Source organism: Nocardioides sp. HB32 (assembly GCF_054058995.1).
In genome coordinates this window covers 3413529-3427454 of sequence record NZ_JBSSBS010000001.1, presented here as the reverse complement: position 1 = coordinate 3427454, position 13926 = coordinate 3413529, and the positions used below count along the sequence as shown (strand labels likewise).

The following is a 13926-nucleotide window of genomic DNA, read 5'->3' as shown; positions in this document are numbered from 1 at the left end:
ATGTCTCGATGTCGAGCTACTTCTCCCGTACCGGTCCTACGACGTTCCTGCCGTCCCCGCACGTCGGCGGCGCCTGGCAGCTCGACGAGCAGCACATCGCCCCGGCGCTCGGCCTGCTGACGCACGCCGTCGAGACCGAGCGCGGCGACCGGATGGCGGTCTCGCGGCTGTCGTTCGACATCCTCGGCGTGATCCCGCTCGAGGAGGTCTCGGTCGGCGTCCGGGTCGTGCGTCCGGGCCGGACCGTCGAGCTGGTCGAGGCGGCGCTGTCGCACGCGGGCCGGCCGGCGGTGCTGCTGCGGGCCTGGCTGATGGCCGAGCGCGACACGGCCGCGGTGGCCGGGACGCGGCTGGAGCCGTTGCCGCCGCCGTCGGCGATGCCGGCCTGGGACCCGACCACCGTCTGGCCCGGAGGGTTCATCGCCTCGGTGGAGGTGCGGCGCGCGCAGGAGGCACCGGGCCGGGCCCGCTACTGGGTGCGCACCGACGTCCCGCTGCTCGACGAGCCGACCAGCGCGCTCGCGTCGGCGGCCGGTCTCGCCGACATCGCCAACGGCATGACGGTCCGCGAGGACCCGCGCAGCGTCGCCTTCCCGAACCTCGACCTGACCGCACACCTCGTCCGGGCCCCCGAGCCGGGCTGGCTCGGCTTCGACACCACGGTCAGCTTCGGGCCCTCGGGGCACGGTCTCACCAGCAGCGTGCTCCACGACGAGCGCGGCCCCTTCGGCACGGTCGCGCAGTCCCTGACCTTGCGACCCTGAGCGTCGCCCAGGCGGCCACCCGCCTCAGGGCAGCAGCAGCATCGAGTCGCCGAACTCGTGCCAGAGGTAGTCGGGCGTGAGGTCGGCGTACCCCCGCGTCACGAGCGACCCGCCGGCGACGGCCCGGAGCAGGTCGAGGTGGCTCGCCTCGGGCTCGTGGAGGCCGGTGAGCAGCCCGTCCACGACGGTGGCGGGTCGGGAGGGCCCCAGGACCAGCGAGGTCCAGCCCGCGGAGGGGACGACGCGGCCGTTGAACGCCGCGGACTCCAGTGCCCGCACGACCGTCGTGCCGACGGCCACGACGCGTCGACCGGTTCGCCGGGCGGAGTTCACGAGCCGGGCGGTGGCGGCGGGGACGGCGTACTCCTCGGTCTGGGGCGGCTCGTGCTTCTCCTGGCTCGCGACGCCCGTGTGCAGCACGAGCGGCGCGATCGTGACGCCGTTCGCGAGGAGGCGCACCAGCACGGCAGCCGTCAGCGGCCGCCCCGCCGACGGCATCTCGGCGCTCCCGGGATGGATGGCGTAGACGTTCTGGAGCGCGTCGATCGGCCAGCTGCCGGTGACGTAGCGGTAGTGGATCGGCCGGCCCCACTCCTCGAGGTACGGGACGCGGTCGACCTGCGGTGAGGGGATCGCGCGCCACAGCCGGGCCTGGCCCGGTGGGTGTGGCTCGACGATCCGCAGCAACACCCCGCCCGGCAGCGGCAGGACCTCACCCGGCACCGGGACGGCCGGCCCCGCGTTCGAGGGCTGCCGGAGCTCGACGACCCAGGACCCGTCGTCGAGCGACGTCGAGACGTGCAGCCCGGGCAGCGCGGACGGCAGCGTCGCGCTCGTGTTGATGACGAGCACGTCGCCGGGGGAGAGGTACGACGGGAGGTCCCGGGCCACGGTGTGCGTGGTCCCCGACGGCGTCACGACCGCGAGCCGGACCCCGTCGCGGGAGATGCCACGCGCCTCGGGCGGCATGGTGGCCGTCATGCGACGTGCCGCCCGCTCGCGGCGTCACCGAGCACCAGCGAGAGCAGCCGCGGGGCGACCGACGAGGGAGCCGGCCGGTCGCTGATGTCCTCGCCCGGGAACGCCGCCTGGTGCATCTCGGTGCGCAGGTCGCCGGGGTCGACGGCGTACACCCGCACGAGCGGCTCCTCCGCGGCGAGCACCCGGGTGGCGTGGTCGAGGGCGGCCTTGGACGCGCCGTACCCGCCCCAGGTCTCGTAGGGCTCGACGGACGCGTCGGAGGTGATGTTCACGATCCGCCCGCGCCGCGCCCGCAGCTGCGGGAGCAGCAGGCCGGCGAGGGCGACCGGGGCGACGACGTTCACCTCGAAGGTGCGGGCGAAGGCGGTCGGGTCGAGGTCGGCGAGCCGGGGGAGCGGACTGGCCCCGAGGGTGCTGGCGTTGTTGACCAGCAGGTCGGCGCCGCCGAGGTCGGTGGCGGCCGCGGCCAGGGCGCCACGGTGCCAGGAGTCCGTGACGTCGCCGGGCACCGCGGCATGCGGGCCGCCCGGCAGCGCGTCGACGGCGGCGCCCAGGCGGGAGGCGTCCCGCGCGTCGGCGACGATCGTCCAGCCGGACTCGGCGAGGTGGGTGGCGAGGGAGAGGCCCAGGCCCTGGGATGCTCCGGTGATGACGGCAACAGGCATGCCAGAAGCCTGCAAGTTGAAGTGAACTTCAAGTCAAGGAGGCTAGCCCAGCAGCTCGCGCGCCAGCGCCACGTGGAACTCCACCGACAGCAGCAGGTCGTCGACGTGCACGCGCTCGTCGGCGTTGTGGAACCCGGCCGTCAGCACCTCCGCCGGGGTCGACCGGAACGGGCTGAAGCCGTACGCCGTGGGCGTGCCCGCCTCGCGCAGGTACACCGAGTCCGTGAAGCCCGTGCACAGCATCGGCAGCAGCTGCGCGTCGTCACCGGAGGCGACCAGCACCCGCGAGATCGCGTCCATCAGGGCCGTCGCCGGGGACGAGGCGCTGCCGGCGATCAGCGGCTCGGGCCACTCGAGCTCGTAGCGCAGGTCGGTCCCGAGCCGCGCCCGCACGGCACGCTCGACGTCGCCGGGGGTCGTCCCGGGCAGGATCCGGCAGTCCAGCTCGACGGACGCGCGGGCCGGCATCACGTTCCGCTTGCCCGACCCGGCGAGGATCGTCGGTGCCATCGTCGTACCGCCCAGGGCCGGGATGGTGTGCGCGAGCACCGGGTGGAGCGCCGCCGCGTCGTGCAGCGCCGACGCGCGATCGGTCACCGGCCCGAGCAGCACCTCGAGCATCGCGTCCACGTGCGGCGACTCCTGCGGGATCGGCATCCCGCGGCCGACCCGGCCGAGCAGCTCGCCCAGCAGGGGTACCGCGTTCGCGCCGACGTCCGGCGTCGAGGCGTGACCCGCCTCGCCGACGGCGACCACCCGCACCGGGTAGGTGCCCTTCTCGCCCACGCTGATCGTCTGCACGACCCGGCCGTCGGCCAGCGGGAGCCGCTCGCCGCCACCCTCGTTGATCGCCAGGTCCGGCCGGATGTCCGGGCGCGCCTCGAGCAGCCAGCGCATGCCGACGTCGGCCGTGCCGTCCTCCTCGTCGGCGACCGCGATGAGCCACAGGTCGCCGCGCGGCCGGAACCCCGCGCGCGCCAGCTCCGCCATCGCGACGGCCCGGGCGGCGACCTCGTTCTTCATGTCGATCGCGCCGCGGCCCCACAGCCAGCCGCCCTCGTCGACGACGGCGGCGAACGGCGGGTGCGTCCAGTCCCGCGGGTCCGCCGGCACGACGTCGAGGTGGCCGACGAAGGCCAGGGACGGGGCGTCCCCGATGCCCGGGATCCGCGCGACCAGGTTCGCCCGGCTCGGGTCGCGGGCCACCAGCTCGCAGTCGACGCCGAACCCGCTCAGGTACTCGTGGAGGTACGCCGCCGGCCCGGTCTCGTTGCCCGGCGGCCGACCGAGTACCGCCTCGGGCGCGTTGCTGGTGTCGAAGCGGATCAGCGCCCGCGCGACCTCGAGCACCTCCTCGAGGAGCGGGGTCACGACAGCCGGTCCAGGATCCAGGCGTACACCTCGGCCTCGTAGGCGAGGTGCCCGAACCGTCCCGACGGCCCCACGTGCGCGCCAGCCCCGGTCTCGACGCGGAAGTGGCAGCGTGGCGACCACTCCGGGTCGGTCTCGCGCAGCCGCGCCACCCACTTGGCCGGCTCGTGCACCATCACGCGCGGGTCGTGCAGCGCGCCCGTCACCAGCAGGTCCGGGCGCTCACCCGCCGGTGGCGGGTTGTCGTACGGCGAGTACGCCAGCAGCCACTCGAAGTCGGCCCGGCGGCGCGGGTCGCCCCACTCCTCCCACTCGGTGATCGTCAACGGGATGGAGGCGTCGAACATCGTCGTCACCACGTCCACGAACGGCACCTCGGCGACGACCGCGCGCCACCGGTCCGGTCGCTGGCTGAGGACCGCGCCCTGCAGCAGCCCGCCCGCGCTCAGCCCCCGCGTGGCGATCCGCGCCGGATCGATGAGCCCGTCGCGTGCCAGCCCGTCCGCCACCGCGATGTGGTCGTCGAAGGTGTGCTGCTTGTGCTCGAGCTTGCCGTCGAGGTACCAGCGCCGGCCCAGCTCGCCGCCCCCGCGGTTGTGCGCGTACACGTAGACGACGCCACGGTCGAGCAGGCTCGGCAGCGCCGGGTCCCAGGCCGGCTCGTCGACCGCGCCGTAGGAGCCGTAGCCGTAGACGAGCGCGGGCGCGGAGCCGTCCAGCGGGGTGTCGCGGTGGCGCAGGATCGTCGCGGGCACCGCGGTGCCGTCGGCCGAGGGGAAGGTACGACGTTCGCTCACGTACCGCGCGGGATCGTGGCCCGGGGCCTGCTGCTCCCAGACCTTGTCGAGCAGGCCGGACTCGAGGCCCATGGACCACGCGACGCCCGGCCGCAGCCAGGACTCCTCGAGCACGGTGACCGTGCGGGCGTCGTACTGCGGCGAGCGGAACAGGACGGTGTCACCGTCGGGGTGGTCGGACTCCATCAGCCCGAACCCGCGCGTGCCGGCGAGATCGTCGTGCGGCACCAGCACCAGCGCGCGCCTGCCGTCGGTGCGGACGGTCAGGATCACACCGGCCGCGAAGGCGTCCGCGCGGAGCAGCTGCTCGTGACCTGACTCCGGCCGCGCCTCGGCCCAGGCCGTGCGGTCCTGGTCGGCGCCGTCCGGCACCGGTGCCGTCATCAGGCGCGACTCGACCGCGTCGTCGTCGGTGACGACCAGGAGGTCCGCTCCGCCGTCCGGCAGCCGCCGGTGCTCCGCGTGGTAGCGCACGCCCTCGCGCCGGCCGCCGACCGACCACGGCCCCCGGGTCACGTCGTGGGCGTCGACGACCCAGCACTCCGAGGTGGTGTTGCTCGCGCTCCAGACCACGACCAGGTCGCCGCTGCGGGTGCCGCGGACCTGCACCTCGAAGCGCTCGTCGGGCTCCTCGACCACCAGCACGTCGTCGGCGGTCGGCCCACCCACCCGGTGCCGCCAGACCTGGAACGGCCGGTACTGCGCATCGTGCACGGTGTAGAAGAACCACGCCGAGTCGGCGCTCCACGCGCCGCCGTAGTAGCTCCGCGACACCACCTCGGGGAGGTCGGTGCCGGTGCGCAGGTCGCGGAACCGCAGCTCGTAGACCTCGTCGCCGTCGCGGTCGAAGGAGTAGGCGAGCAGGTCCTCCGACGGGCTGACCAGGGTGACGCCCAGCTCGAGGTAGCCGGTGCCCCGGTCGGGATCGTTGGCGAGGGATTCGACATCGAGCAGGACCTCCGGCGACCGATTCTGTTTCGATTCGGTCTCGGCGCCGTTGATTTCTCTCATCAGATCGGCGTAGTCCCTCCCCGTTTGCGCCGCCGTGTAGTAGGCATATCTCGTACGACGCCAGCGAGCCGACACGTCCGCCTCCGGGAGGCGGCCCACCATCTCGGAGCGCAGGGCCGAGACCAGGGAGTGCAGATGCGCACACGCAGAGTCGTAGAACGTCCTCTCGGCGCGGAGGTGGTCGGCCAGCCTGGTGCCGCCCGACGCCATCCACTGGTACGGGTCCGGGCGCGGCACGCCGTGCTCGAGGTGCTCGAAGGGCTCGCGGGGCGCCGCCGGAGGGGTCGTCACGGAGGTCAAGGTACCCCTCGGGGCACGCGCGTCGTCGTCGCTCTGGCGCTGCTCGCGGCGTGCCTGTCACCGGGCCTCGCGCTGGCGCCGGCCCGGGCGGCGGACGAGCCGGTCACGCTGACGATCGGGGTGCTCAACGACGCCGACTCGCTCAATCCCTTCGTCGGGATCGAGGCGATGTCGTTCGAGATGTGGCAGCTCACCTACGACTACCTGGTCACCTACTCCACCAAGGACCTCTCGCCGGAGCCCGCGCTCGCGCAGAGCTGGGACACGTCCGACGACGGGCTGACCTGGACCTTCCACATGACCGACAAGGCGATGTGGTCCGACGGCCAGCCGCTGACGGCCGAGGACGTCGCCTACACCTACAACCGGGTCATCGACGGCGGGCCGGAGGCGGCCACCTGGGGCGCGTACCTCACCCAGGTCACCAAGGCCGAGGCCACCGACCCGACGACGCTCGTGCTGACGCTGAAGAAGCCGAACTCGAGCCTGCCGCTGCTGCCGATCCCGATCGTTCCCGAGCACGTCTGGAAGGACGTCGCCGAGAAGGACGTGAAGACCTACAAGAACGAGCCGACCGACGGCCAGCCGGTCGTGGGCTCGGGCCCGTTCCGGATGGTCGAGGGCAGCGCCGGCGGGTCGACGTACGTCTTCGAGGCCAACCCGGACTACTGGCAGGGCGCCCCGCACATCGACCGCGTCGTGTTCCGCGTCTACAAGAGCGAGGACCCGATGGTCCAGGCGCTGATCAAGGGCGAGGTCGACTTCGTCGACGGCATCAACGCGCTCCAGGTCAAGTCGCTTCAGGGCCGCGACGGCATCACCGCGCAGAACGGCAACGCCCCGAGCTTCGACGAGATCGCCTTCAACACCGGCGCCATCGACGTCGACACGGGCGACCCGATCGGCGACGGCAACCCCGCGCTGAAGGACGCGGCGTTCCGCCACGCGCTGGGCTACGCCATCGACACCCAGCAGATCATCGACAAGGTCTACCAGGGCGCCGGCGTCCCCGGCAGCGTGATCATCCCGCCGGCGTTCAGCACCTGGCGGTGGGAGCCGCCCGCCGACGAGGCCTACACGTACGACCCCGACAAGGCCGGCCAGCTGCTCGACGCGGCCGGGTACAAGATGGGCTCCGACGGCCTGCGGACGATGCCGGACGGCTCGCCGATCGGCACCCTGCGGCTAGCCGCCCGGTCGGAGTCACCGACCTCGCTGAACACCATGAACTACTTCCAGGAGTGGCTCCAGGACATCGGCATCAAGGCCGACGTCGTCAGCATGGAGTCCAGCAAGCTGACCAATGTCATCCTGGACGGCAACTACGACGCCTTCGAGTGGGGCTGGTACGTCGACCCGGACCCGACCACGATGCTCGACTACCTGACCTGCGGGCAGCTCGGCTCGTGGTCGGACTCGTGGTACTGCAACGACGCCTACGACAAGCTGTACCAGGAGCAGCTCACCGAGATGGACAAGGACAAGCGCGTCGAGCTGGTCCACCAGATGCAGCAGATGGTGTACGAGGACGCGCCGTACCTGGTCACGGCGTACGACACCATCGGCGAGGCGTTCCGCAGCGACCGGTTCGCGTGCTTCGCGCAGCAGCCCGAGCCCGGCGGCGTGTGGCTCTTCCAGTCCGGTGCCTACAGCTACCTGCACGTGCGACCGGCGGCCGAGGCGGGTGACTGCGGCGGCGCCGCCAACGCCACCCAGGCCAGCGAGACGTCCGGCGAGTCGAGCGCGGTGAGCACGCCGGTGATCGTGGGCGTCGCGGTCGTGGCACTCGCGGTCGCCGGGCTCGTCGCGCTCCTCGCTGCCCGGCGGCACCGGACCGCTGCGGACCGGGAGTGACGCGGTGAGCATCGTCGCGGCGGACCCGACGGCCGCCGCGGCGGAGGCTGCCCAGGTCAACCGGCACCGGCGCCGGGGCTTCGGGCGGTACGCCGGCTTCAAGGTGCTCGGCGCGCTCGGCAGCCTGATGTTCATGCTGGTCGTGAACTTCTTCCTGTTCCGCGTGCTGCCCGGCGACCCCGCCCGCACCATGGGCCGGGGCCGGCTCAGCACGCCCGAGCAGCTCGCGGAGTTCAAGAAGACCTACGGGCTCGACGAGCCGGTCCTCCAGCAGTTCGGCACGTACCTGAACAACCTCGTGCACGGGGACCTGGGCTACTCGATCCTGTACCACAAGGACGTCTCCGAGGTCCTCGCCGAGCGGTTCTGGCCGACGATGCTGCTGGTCGGCACCTCCACGGTCCTCGCGGCGGCGATCGGGGTCTGGCTGGGCATCCGCGCCGGCTGGGACCGGGGCAGCCCGCTCGACCGGTTCACGACCGGGGGGTCGCTCACTCTGTACTCGATGCCGGAGTGGTGGCTCGGGCTGCTACTGATCGCGGCGTTCGCGGTCGGCATCGGCCCGCTGCCCGGCATCTTCCCGACGGGCGGGCTGCACTCGGTGGACGTCGACCCGACCTCGCTCAAGGGCGTCCTGGACACCGCGTGGCACCTGGCGCTGCCGGTCGTGACGCTGACGCTGGCCTACCTCGCCGACTACGCCCTGATCATGCGCGGCTCGCTCATCGACGAGCTGCGCTCGGACTACCTGACGACCGCCCGCGCGAAGGGCCTGCGCGACGTCCGGGTCCGCGACAAGCACGCGGTGCCGAACGCGCTGCTGCCGACGACCACGGTGGTGGCGCTGAACTTCGGGTTCGTCGTCGCGGGCGCGATCACCATCGAGACCATCTTCTCGATCCCGGGCCTGGGCCTGCTGACGACCGACGCCCTCCACGTGCCGGACTACTGGCTGCTGCAGGGCGTCTTCATGCTCTCCTCGGCCGCGGTGATCGCCGCCAACCTCGCCGCCAACCTGCTCTACGGCTGGCTCGACCCGCGGGTGCGGACATGAGCGCCCCGGTGGCCTCCGGGACGGTCGCGGTCACGTCCCGGCAGCTCGCCCGGCGGCGCCGCCGGGCGGCGTTCGGGCGGTCCTGGCGCCGGTTCCGCGGGAACCGGGCCGGCATGGTCGGGCTGGTCGTGCTCACCCTGTTCCTGCTCGTCGCGCTGTGCGCGCCCCTGCTCGCCTCGGCGGAGGGCCTCCAGGTCACCAAGGCGACCGGTGGGGTGCTGGAGCCGCCGTCCTCGGAGTACTGGCTCGGCACCGACGCCTACGGCCGCTCGGTGCTCACGCTGCTGATCTGGGGCGCGCGGATCTCGCTATTCGTCGGCCTGATGGCGACCCTGATCTCGATGCTGATCGGCACCCTGGTCGGGCTGACGTCCGGGTACTTCGGCGGATGGGTCGGCGCCGTGCTGTTCCGGCTCACCGAGTGGTTCCTGGTGATCCCGTTCCTGCCGCTCGCGATCGTCCTGGCCACGGTGCTGGGCAGGTCGCTGATGAACATCGTGATCGTCATCGGGGTGACGTCCTGGCCCGGCACCGCGCTGCTGATCCGCAGCCAGGTGCTCTCGATCAAGGAGCGGTCCTACGTCGAGCGCTCGCGCGCGCTCGGCGCCGGGCACCGGCACCTGATCCGCCGGCACCTGCTGCCGAACGTCGTCCCGATCGTGTTCGCGAACACCACGCTCACCGTCGCGGTCGCGATCCTCTCGGAGACCACGCTGAGCTTCCTCGGCCTCGGTGACCCGACCCGGGTCTCGTGGGGCTCGATGCTCGACGACGCCTACAGCGTCGGCGCGATCACCACCGGCTCGTGGTGGTACTTCGTGCCGCCCGGCGTCTGCGTCGTGCTGGTCGTGCTCTCCTTCACCCTCGTGGGCCAGGCCCTCGAGGAGGTCCTCAACCCGAAGCTGCGCGAGCGATGAGCGAGCTGCTGCGGATGGAGAACCTCTCGGTCACCTACCGGACCGAGGAGGGGCTGCTGCCCGCGGTCCGCGACGTCGACCTGGTCGTCGACCGGGGCGAGGTGGTCGGCGTCGCGGGTGAGTCGGGCTGCGGCAAGTCCACGCTCGCCAGCACCGTGCTCCGGCTCCAGCCGGCGTCCGCGACCGTGACCGGCCGGGTGCTCTTCGACGGCGCGGACGTGCTCACGATGCGCTGGGGCGACCTCCGCGCGCTGCGCTGGGCGGGGGCCTCGATCGTGTTCCAGGGCGCGCTGCACTCGCTGAACGCCGTACGTCGCGTCGGCCAGCAGATCGCCGAGCCGATCCGGCTGCACGAGCCGTCGGCTTCGGACGCGTCGGTCGAGCGCCGGGTCGGGGAGCTGCTCGAGCAGGTCGGCATGCCGGCGGGGCGGGCGAAGGCGTACCCGCACCACCTGTCCGGCGGGCAGCGCCAGCGCGTGATGATCGCGATGGCGCTGGCCTGCCGCCCGTCCCTGGTGGTCGCCGACGAGCCGACGACGGCGCTCGACGTGATGGTGCAGGCGCAGGTGCTCGACGTGCTGTCGGGGCTGGTCAAGGAGCTGGGTGTGGGGATGCTGCTGATCAGCCACGACCTGTCCGTCCTCGCGGACATGAGCGACCGGATCGCGGTGATGTACGGGGGCCGCCTGGTCGAGCAGGGTCCCGCGGACCAGCTGTTCACCCACCCGCTGCACCCCTACACGGCCGCCCTGGGAGCGTCGTTCCCGCGGGTCGGCGACCCGGCGGCGCGGTACGCACCCGCGGGCCTGGCGGGCGATCCGCCCGATCCGCGCGAGCTGCCGCCGGGCTGCTCGTTCCACCCGCGCTGCCCGATCGGCGTCGAGGAGTGCACCGCGGCCGAGCCGCCCCTGGAGCTGAAGCAGCCGGACCGCACGGCGGCCTGCATCCGGGTGGGCGCCGAGGTGACCGCGTGACCGGCCTGACCCTGGAGGCCCGCGACCTGGCCGTGGCGTTCCAACTCCGCGGCGGGGACGTCGCGACCGCGCTCGACGGGGCCGACCTGACGGTCCGCAGCGGCGAGATCGTCGCGCTCGTGGGCGAGTCCGGGTCCGGCAAGACGACGCTCGCACGTGCGCTCGTCGGGCTGCAGCCGCCGAGCCGCGGCCAGGTGCTCGTCGACGGGGCGCCGCTGGGCTACCGCGCCCGGCAGCTCAAGCCGTTCCGCCGCCGCGTCCAGATGATCCTGCAGGACCCGGCCGGCGCCCTGAACCCGCGGCACACCGTCTACGACTCGGTCGCGGAGGGCCTGCGGCTGCACGGGCTCGCGCACGGCGGCGAGGTCTCCGAGGAGCAGCAGGTCGCCGATGCCCTCTCGGCGGCGGGGCTGCGGCCGCCGGAGCGCCTCTTCCTGCGCTACCCCCACGAGCTCTCCGGAGGGCAGCGCCAGCGCGTGCTCATCGCCGGAGCGCTCGCGCTGAAGCCGGACCTCCTGATCGCCGACGAGCCGGTGTCAAGCCTGGACGCGTCCATCCGCGGCGAGATCCTGGCGCTGCTGCTGAAGCTGCGCAGCGACTTCGGCCTCGGGATCCTCGTGGTCACCCACGACCTCGGCCTGGCGTGGAACATCGCCGACCGCACCGCGGTGATGTACCTCGGCCGGATCGTCGAGGCCGGACCGACCGAGGAGGTCGTGGCCTCCCCGCAGCACCCCTACACCCAGGCCCTGCTCTCGGTCGTGCCCGAGATCGACCGGCTCGACCCGGTGGTCCTCGAGGGCGAGGTGCCCGACCCGACCCGGATCCCGCGCGGCTGCCGCTTCCACCCGCGCTGCCCAGCGCTCGCCAGCGGGGCGGCGTTCCCGGTCGAGGACGCCTGCCGGGGCGTGCCGCTGCCGGTGCTCTCGGCCAGCGAGGGCCACCACAGCGCCTGCCACCTGGTGGCCGCGCGGGCGGGGCACCGGTGAGCGACCTCCACGAGGCCCTGCCCCGGGAGATGTACGTCGACCCCGGCGTCTTCGGCCGCGAGCGCGACGCGGTCCTGTACGGCGAGTGGTTCTGCGTCGGCCGGCTCGCCGACCTCGGCCTCGACCACGGCGGCCGGGTGGCGGTCGTGGACGTGGTGGGGGAGTCGGTGCTCGTCACCAGCGACACCGACGGCGCGCTGCACGCGGCGTACAACGTCTGCCGGCACCGCGGCTCGCAGCTGTTCACCGCGCTGCCGGGCGCGCAGCCGGTGTGCACGGCTGCGGGCTCGCTGCGCTGCCCGTACCACTCCTGGACCTACGCGCTCGACGGGTCGCTCCTGAAGGCGCCGCACGCGGAGCTGGCCGACGAGGAGCGGCCGGACTTCGCCCTGAAGCCGGTCGCCGTCGACGCCTGGGCCGGCTTCGTGTTCGTCCACCTCGGCACGCCGGCGGCGCCGCTGTCCGAGGCGATGGCGCGGCCGGACCGGACGCTCGCGAACTACGCGATGGGGGAGCTGGTCACCGGGCTGCGGTTCAGCTACGAGGTCGCCGCCAACTACAAGGTCGTCGCCGAGAACTACAACGAGTGCTACCACTGCGGCCCGGTGCACCCCGAGCTCACCCGGCTGGTGCCGGCCTTCGGCGGTGGGGGCACCGAGGTCGACTGGGACAACGGCGTACCGCACCGGGAGGGTGCGTGGACGTTCACGATGAGCGGGACCACGGAGCGCGCGCCGCTGCCCGGCCTCGACGACGCCGAGCGCGAGCGGCACAAGGGGGAGCTCGTGCACCCGAACCTGATGCTCTCCGCCGCGGCGGACCACGTGGCGGCCTTCGTGCTGCTGCCGCAGGCGGCCGACCGCACCCGGATCGAGTGCGTGCTGCTGTTCCATCCCTCCGCGGCCGGCGACGCCGGCTTCGACCCCTCGGACGCCGGCGACCTCTGGGACCTGGTCAACAAGCAGGACTGGGCGATCTGCGAGTCGGTCCAGCGCGGCATGTCGTCGCGGTCCTACACGCACGGCTGGTTCGCGCCGATGGAGGACGACTCCGCGGACATCCGGCGGTGGCTGCTCCCGCGGCTGGGTGGCACCGGTGACTGAGCGCTTCGACCACGTCGTCGTCGGCCTGGGTGCGCTCGGGTCGGCGGCGGCGTACCAGCTCGCGAGGCGGGGCCGCTCGGTGCTGGGGCTGGAGCAGTTCGAGCTCGGCCACCACCGCGGCGCCAGCCACGACACCAGCCGGATCCTGCGGCACAGCTACCACACCCCGGAGTACGTCCGGCTGACCCAGGACGCGTACGACGACTGGGCGCAGCTGTCCGCGGACGCCGGCCGCGAGCTGGTGACGGTGGTCGGCGGGCTGGACCTGTTCCCGCCCGAGCCGGCCATCCCGATGGTCGACTACACCGCCGCGCTGTCCGAGGTCGGCGTGCCGTTCGAGCTGCTCGACGTGGACCAGGTCGGGGAGCGGTGGCCGCAGTTCGCCCTGCCTGCCGGGACGACCGGGCTGTTCCAGGAGCGTGGCGCGATCGTGCCCGCCGGCCCCGGGACCGCGGCGATGCAGGACCTCGCGCGCCGGTACGGCGCGGTGCTGCGCGACCGCTCCCCGGTCGCGTCCGTGACCGGGACGTCGGTGGCGCTGGCGGACGGGACGACGTACTCCTGCGGATCGGTGGTCGTGTGCGCTGACGCCTGGACCGCCCGGCTGCTCGCGCCACTCGGGATCGACCTGGCGCTGACGGTGACGCTCGAGCAGGCGACGTACTTCGCGCCGGAGCATCCGGAGGACTTCGCACCGGAGCGGATGCCGCTGTGGATCTGGATGGACGACCCGTCGTTCTACGGGTTCCCCTGCTACGGCGAGCCGACGGTGAAGGCGGCGCAGGACTGCGGCGGCCCGGTCGTGGACCCGGACGCGCGCGGCTCGGACGTCTCCGAGGAGATGCTCGCGCTGCTGGCGGGCCACATGGGGTCGATGCTGCCGGGCGCCGGCCGTCCGGTGCGGTCGCTGCGGTGCCAGTACGCACTGACACCGGACCGTGACTTCGTCGTGGACCGGGTGCCCGGGCACCCCACGGTCGCGATCGGCCTCGGGGCGGGGCACGGCTTCAAGTTCGCGCCGACCTTCGGCCGGCTGCTCGCCGACCTCGCGACGGGGGAGCGGGAGCGCGTGTCGCCGACGTTCGCCCTGGACCGGCCGGCGCTCGTCGACCCGGCGTACTCCGCGCACTGGCTCGTGTGAGATCG

The 13926-nt window shown here is 73.1% G+C and carries 12 protein-coding genes; 8 read left to right on the top strand and 4 right to left on the bottom strand.

The annotated features are described in order from the left end of the window. Positions 1 to 8: 8 nt before the first annotated feature. Positions 9 to 764, top strand: a complete 756-nt coding sequence (locus tag ACVW2K_RS17270; RefSeq protein WP_457203363.1) for a thioesterase family protein — start codon at positions 9 to 11, stop codon at positions 762 to 764. 24 nt (positions 765 to 788) lie between these two features. Here ACVW2K_RS17270 and ACVW2K_RS17265 read toward each other — a convergent pair whose 3' ends face one another. The 4 genes from ACVW2K_RS17265 to ACVW2K_RS17250 are packed head-to-tail and all read right to left on the bottom strand — an operon-like array spanning position 789 to position 5880. Beyond that, positions 789 to 1745, bottom strand: a complete 957-nt coding sequence (locus ACVW2K_RS17265) for an S-adenosylmethionine:tRNA ribosyltransferase-isomerase (protein ID WP_028635846.1) — start codon at positions 1743 to 1745, stop codon at positions 789 to 791. After that, positions 1742 to 2410 carry an SDR family NAD(P)-dependent oxidoreductase gene (locus ACVW2K_RS17260; protein ID WP_457203362.1) on the bottom strand — a complete coding sequence of 223 codons (669 nt, stop codon included), beginning with the start codon at positions 2408 to 2410 and terminating at the stop codon, positions 1742 to 1744. Before ACVW2K_RS17260 ends, ACVW2K_RS17265 begins: the two co-directional genes overlap by 4 nt. Positions 2411 to 2452: 42 nt before the next feature. Then, a complete protein-coding gene (locus ACVW2K_RS17255) occupies positions 2453 to 3781 on the bottom strand; it encodes a M20/M25/M40 family metallo-hydrolase (RefSeq protein ID WP_457203361.1) in 1329 nt (442 codons plus the stop codon). Continuing rightward, a complete protein-coding gene (locus ACVW2K_RS17250) occupies positions 3778 to 5880 on the bottom strand; it encodes a prolyl oligopeptidase family serine peptidase (protein WP_457203360.1) in 2103 nt (700 codons plus the stop codon). The genes ACVW2K_RS17255 and ACVW2K_RS17250 overlap by 4 nt, the downstream gene beginning before the upstream one ends. Here ACVW2K_RS17250 and ACVW2K_RS17245 point away from each other — a divergent pair. From ACVW2K_RS17245 to solA, 7 genes are read left to right on the top strand one after another with little or no spacing between them, the layout of a single operon-like run. After that, positions 5830 to 7743, top strand: coding sequence for an ABC transporter substrate-binding protein (locus ACVW2K_RS17245; protein WP_155991916.1), 1914 nt, complete (start codon positions 5830 to 5832; stop codon positions 7741 to 7743). The genes ACVW2K_RS17250 and ACVW2K_RS17245 overlap by 51 nt on opposite strands. A 4-nt stretch (positions 7744 to 7747) precedes the next feature. After that, positions 7748 to 8797 carry an ABC transporter permease gene (locus tag ACVW2K_RS17240; RefSeq protein ID WP_231496104.1) on the top strand — a complete coding sequence of 350 codons (1050 nt, stop codon included), beginning with the start codon at positions 7748 to 7750 and terminating at the stop codon, positions 8795 to 8797. Next, positions 8794 to 9714 (top strand): ABC transporter permease, encoded by a 921-nt coding sequence (locus ACVW2K_RS17235; protein WP_051548597.1) that lies wholly within the window; start codon positions 8794 to 8796, stop codon positions 9712 to 9714. Before ACVW2K_RS17240 ends, ACVW2K_RS17235 begins: the two co-directional genes overlap by 4 nt. Then, positions 9711 to 10688, top strand: a complete 978-nt coding sequence (locus ACVW2K_RS17230) for an ABC transporter ATP-binding protein (protein ID WP_036569111.1) — start codon at positions 9711 to 9713, stop codon at positions 10686 to 10688. Before ACVW2K_RS17235 ends, ACVW2K_RS17230 begins: the two co-directional genes overlap by 4 nt. Further along, positions 10685 to 11677, top strand: coding sequence for an ABC transporter ATP-binding protein (locus ACVW2K_RS17225; RefSeq protein WP_028635850.1), 993 nt, complete (start codon positions 10685 to 10687; stop codon positions 11675 to 11677). The genes ACVW2K_RS17230 and ACVW2K_RS17225 overlap by 4 nt, the downstream gene beginning before the upstream one ends. Next, entirely contained in the window at positions 11674 to 12780 is a 1107-nt protein-coding gene (locus ACVW2K_RS17220; protein ID WP_036569113.1) for an aromatic ring-hydroxylating oxygenase subunit alpha, read from the top strand. Before ACVW2K_RS17225 ends, ACVW2K_RS17220 begins: the two co-directional genes overlap by 4 nt. Then, positions 12773 to 13921 (top strand): N-methyl-L-tryptophan oxidase, encoded by a 1149-nt coding sequence (gene solA / locus ACVW2K_RS17215; RefSeq protein ID WP_036569115.1) that lies wholly within the window; start codon positions 12773 to 12775, stop codon positions 13919 to 13921. The genes ACVW2K_RS17220 and solA overlap by 8 nt, the downstream gene beginning before the upstream one ends. Positions 13922 to 13926: the final 5 nt, after the last annotated feature.

Bases quoted from the DNA above. Each gene is read 5' to 3' on its own strand.
- ACVW2K_RS17270 (WP_457203363.1), top strand. From the start codon at position 9: ATGTCGAGCTACTTCTCCCGTACCGGTCCTACGACGTTCCTGCCGTCC.
- ACVW2K_RS17265 (WP_028635846.1), bottom strand. From the start codon at position 1,745: ATGACGGCCACCATGCCGCCCGAGGCGCGTGGCATCTCCCGCGACGGG.
- ACVW2K_RS17260 (WP_457203362.1), bottom strand. From the start codon at position 2,410: ATGCCTGTTGCCGTCATCACCGGAGCATCCCAGGGCCTGGGCCTCTCC.
- ACVW2K_RS17235 (WP_051548597.1), top strand. From the start codon at position 8,794: ATGAGCGCCCCGGTGGCCTCCGGGACGGTCGCGGTCACGTCCCGGCAG.
- ACVW2K_RS17230 (WP_036569111.1), top strand. From the start codon at position 9,711: ATGAGCGAGCTGCTGCGGATGGAGAACCTCTCGGTCACCTACCGGACC.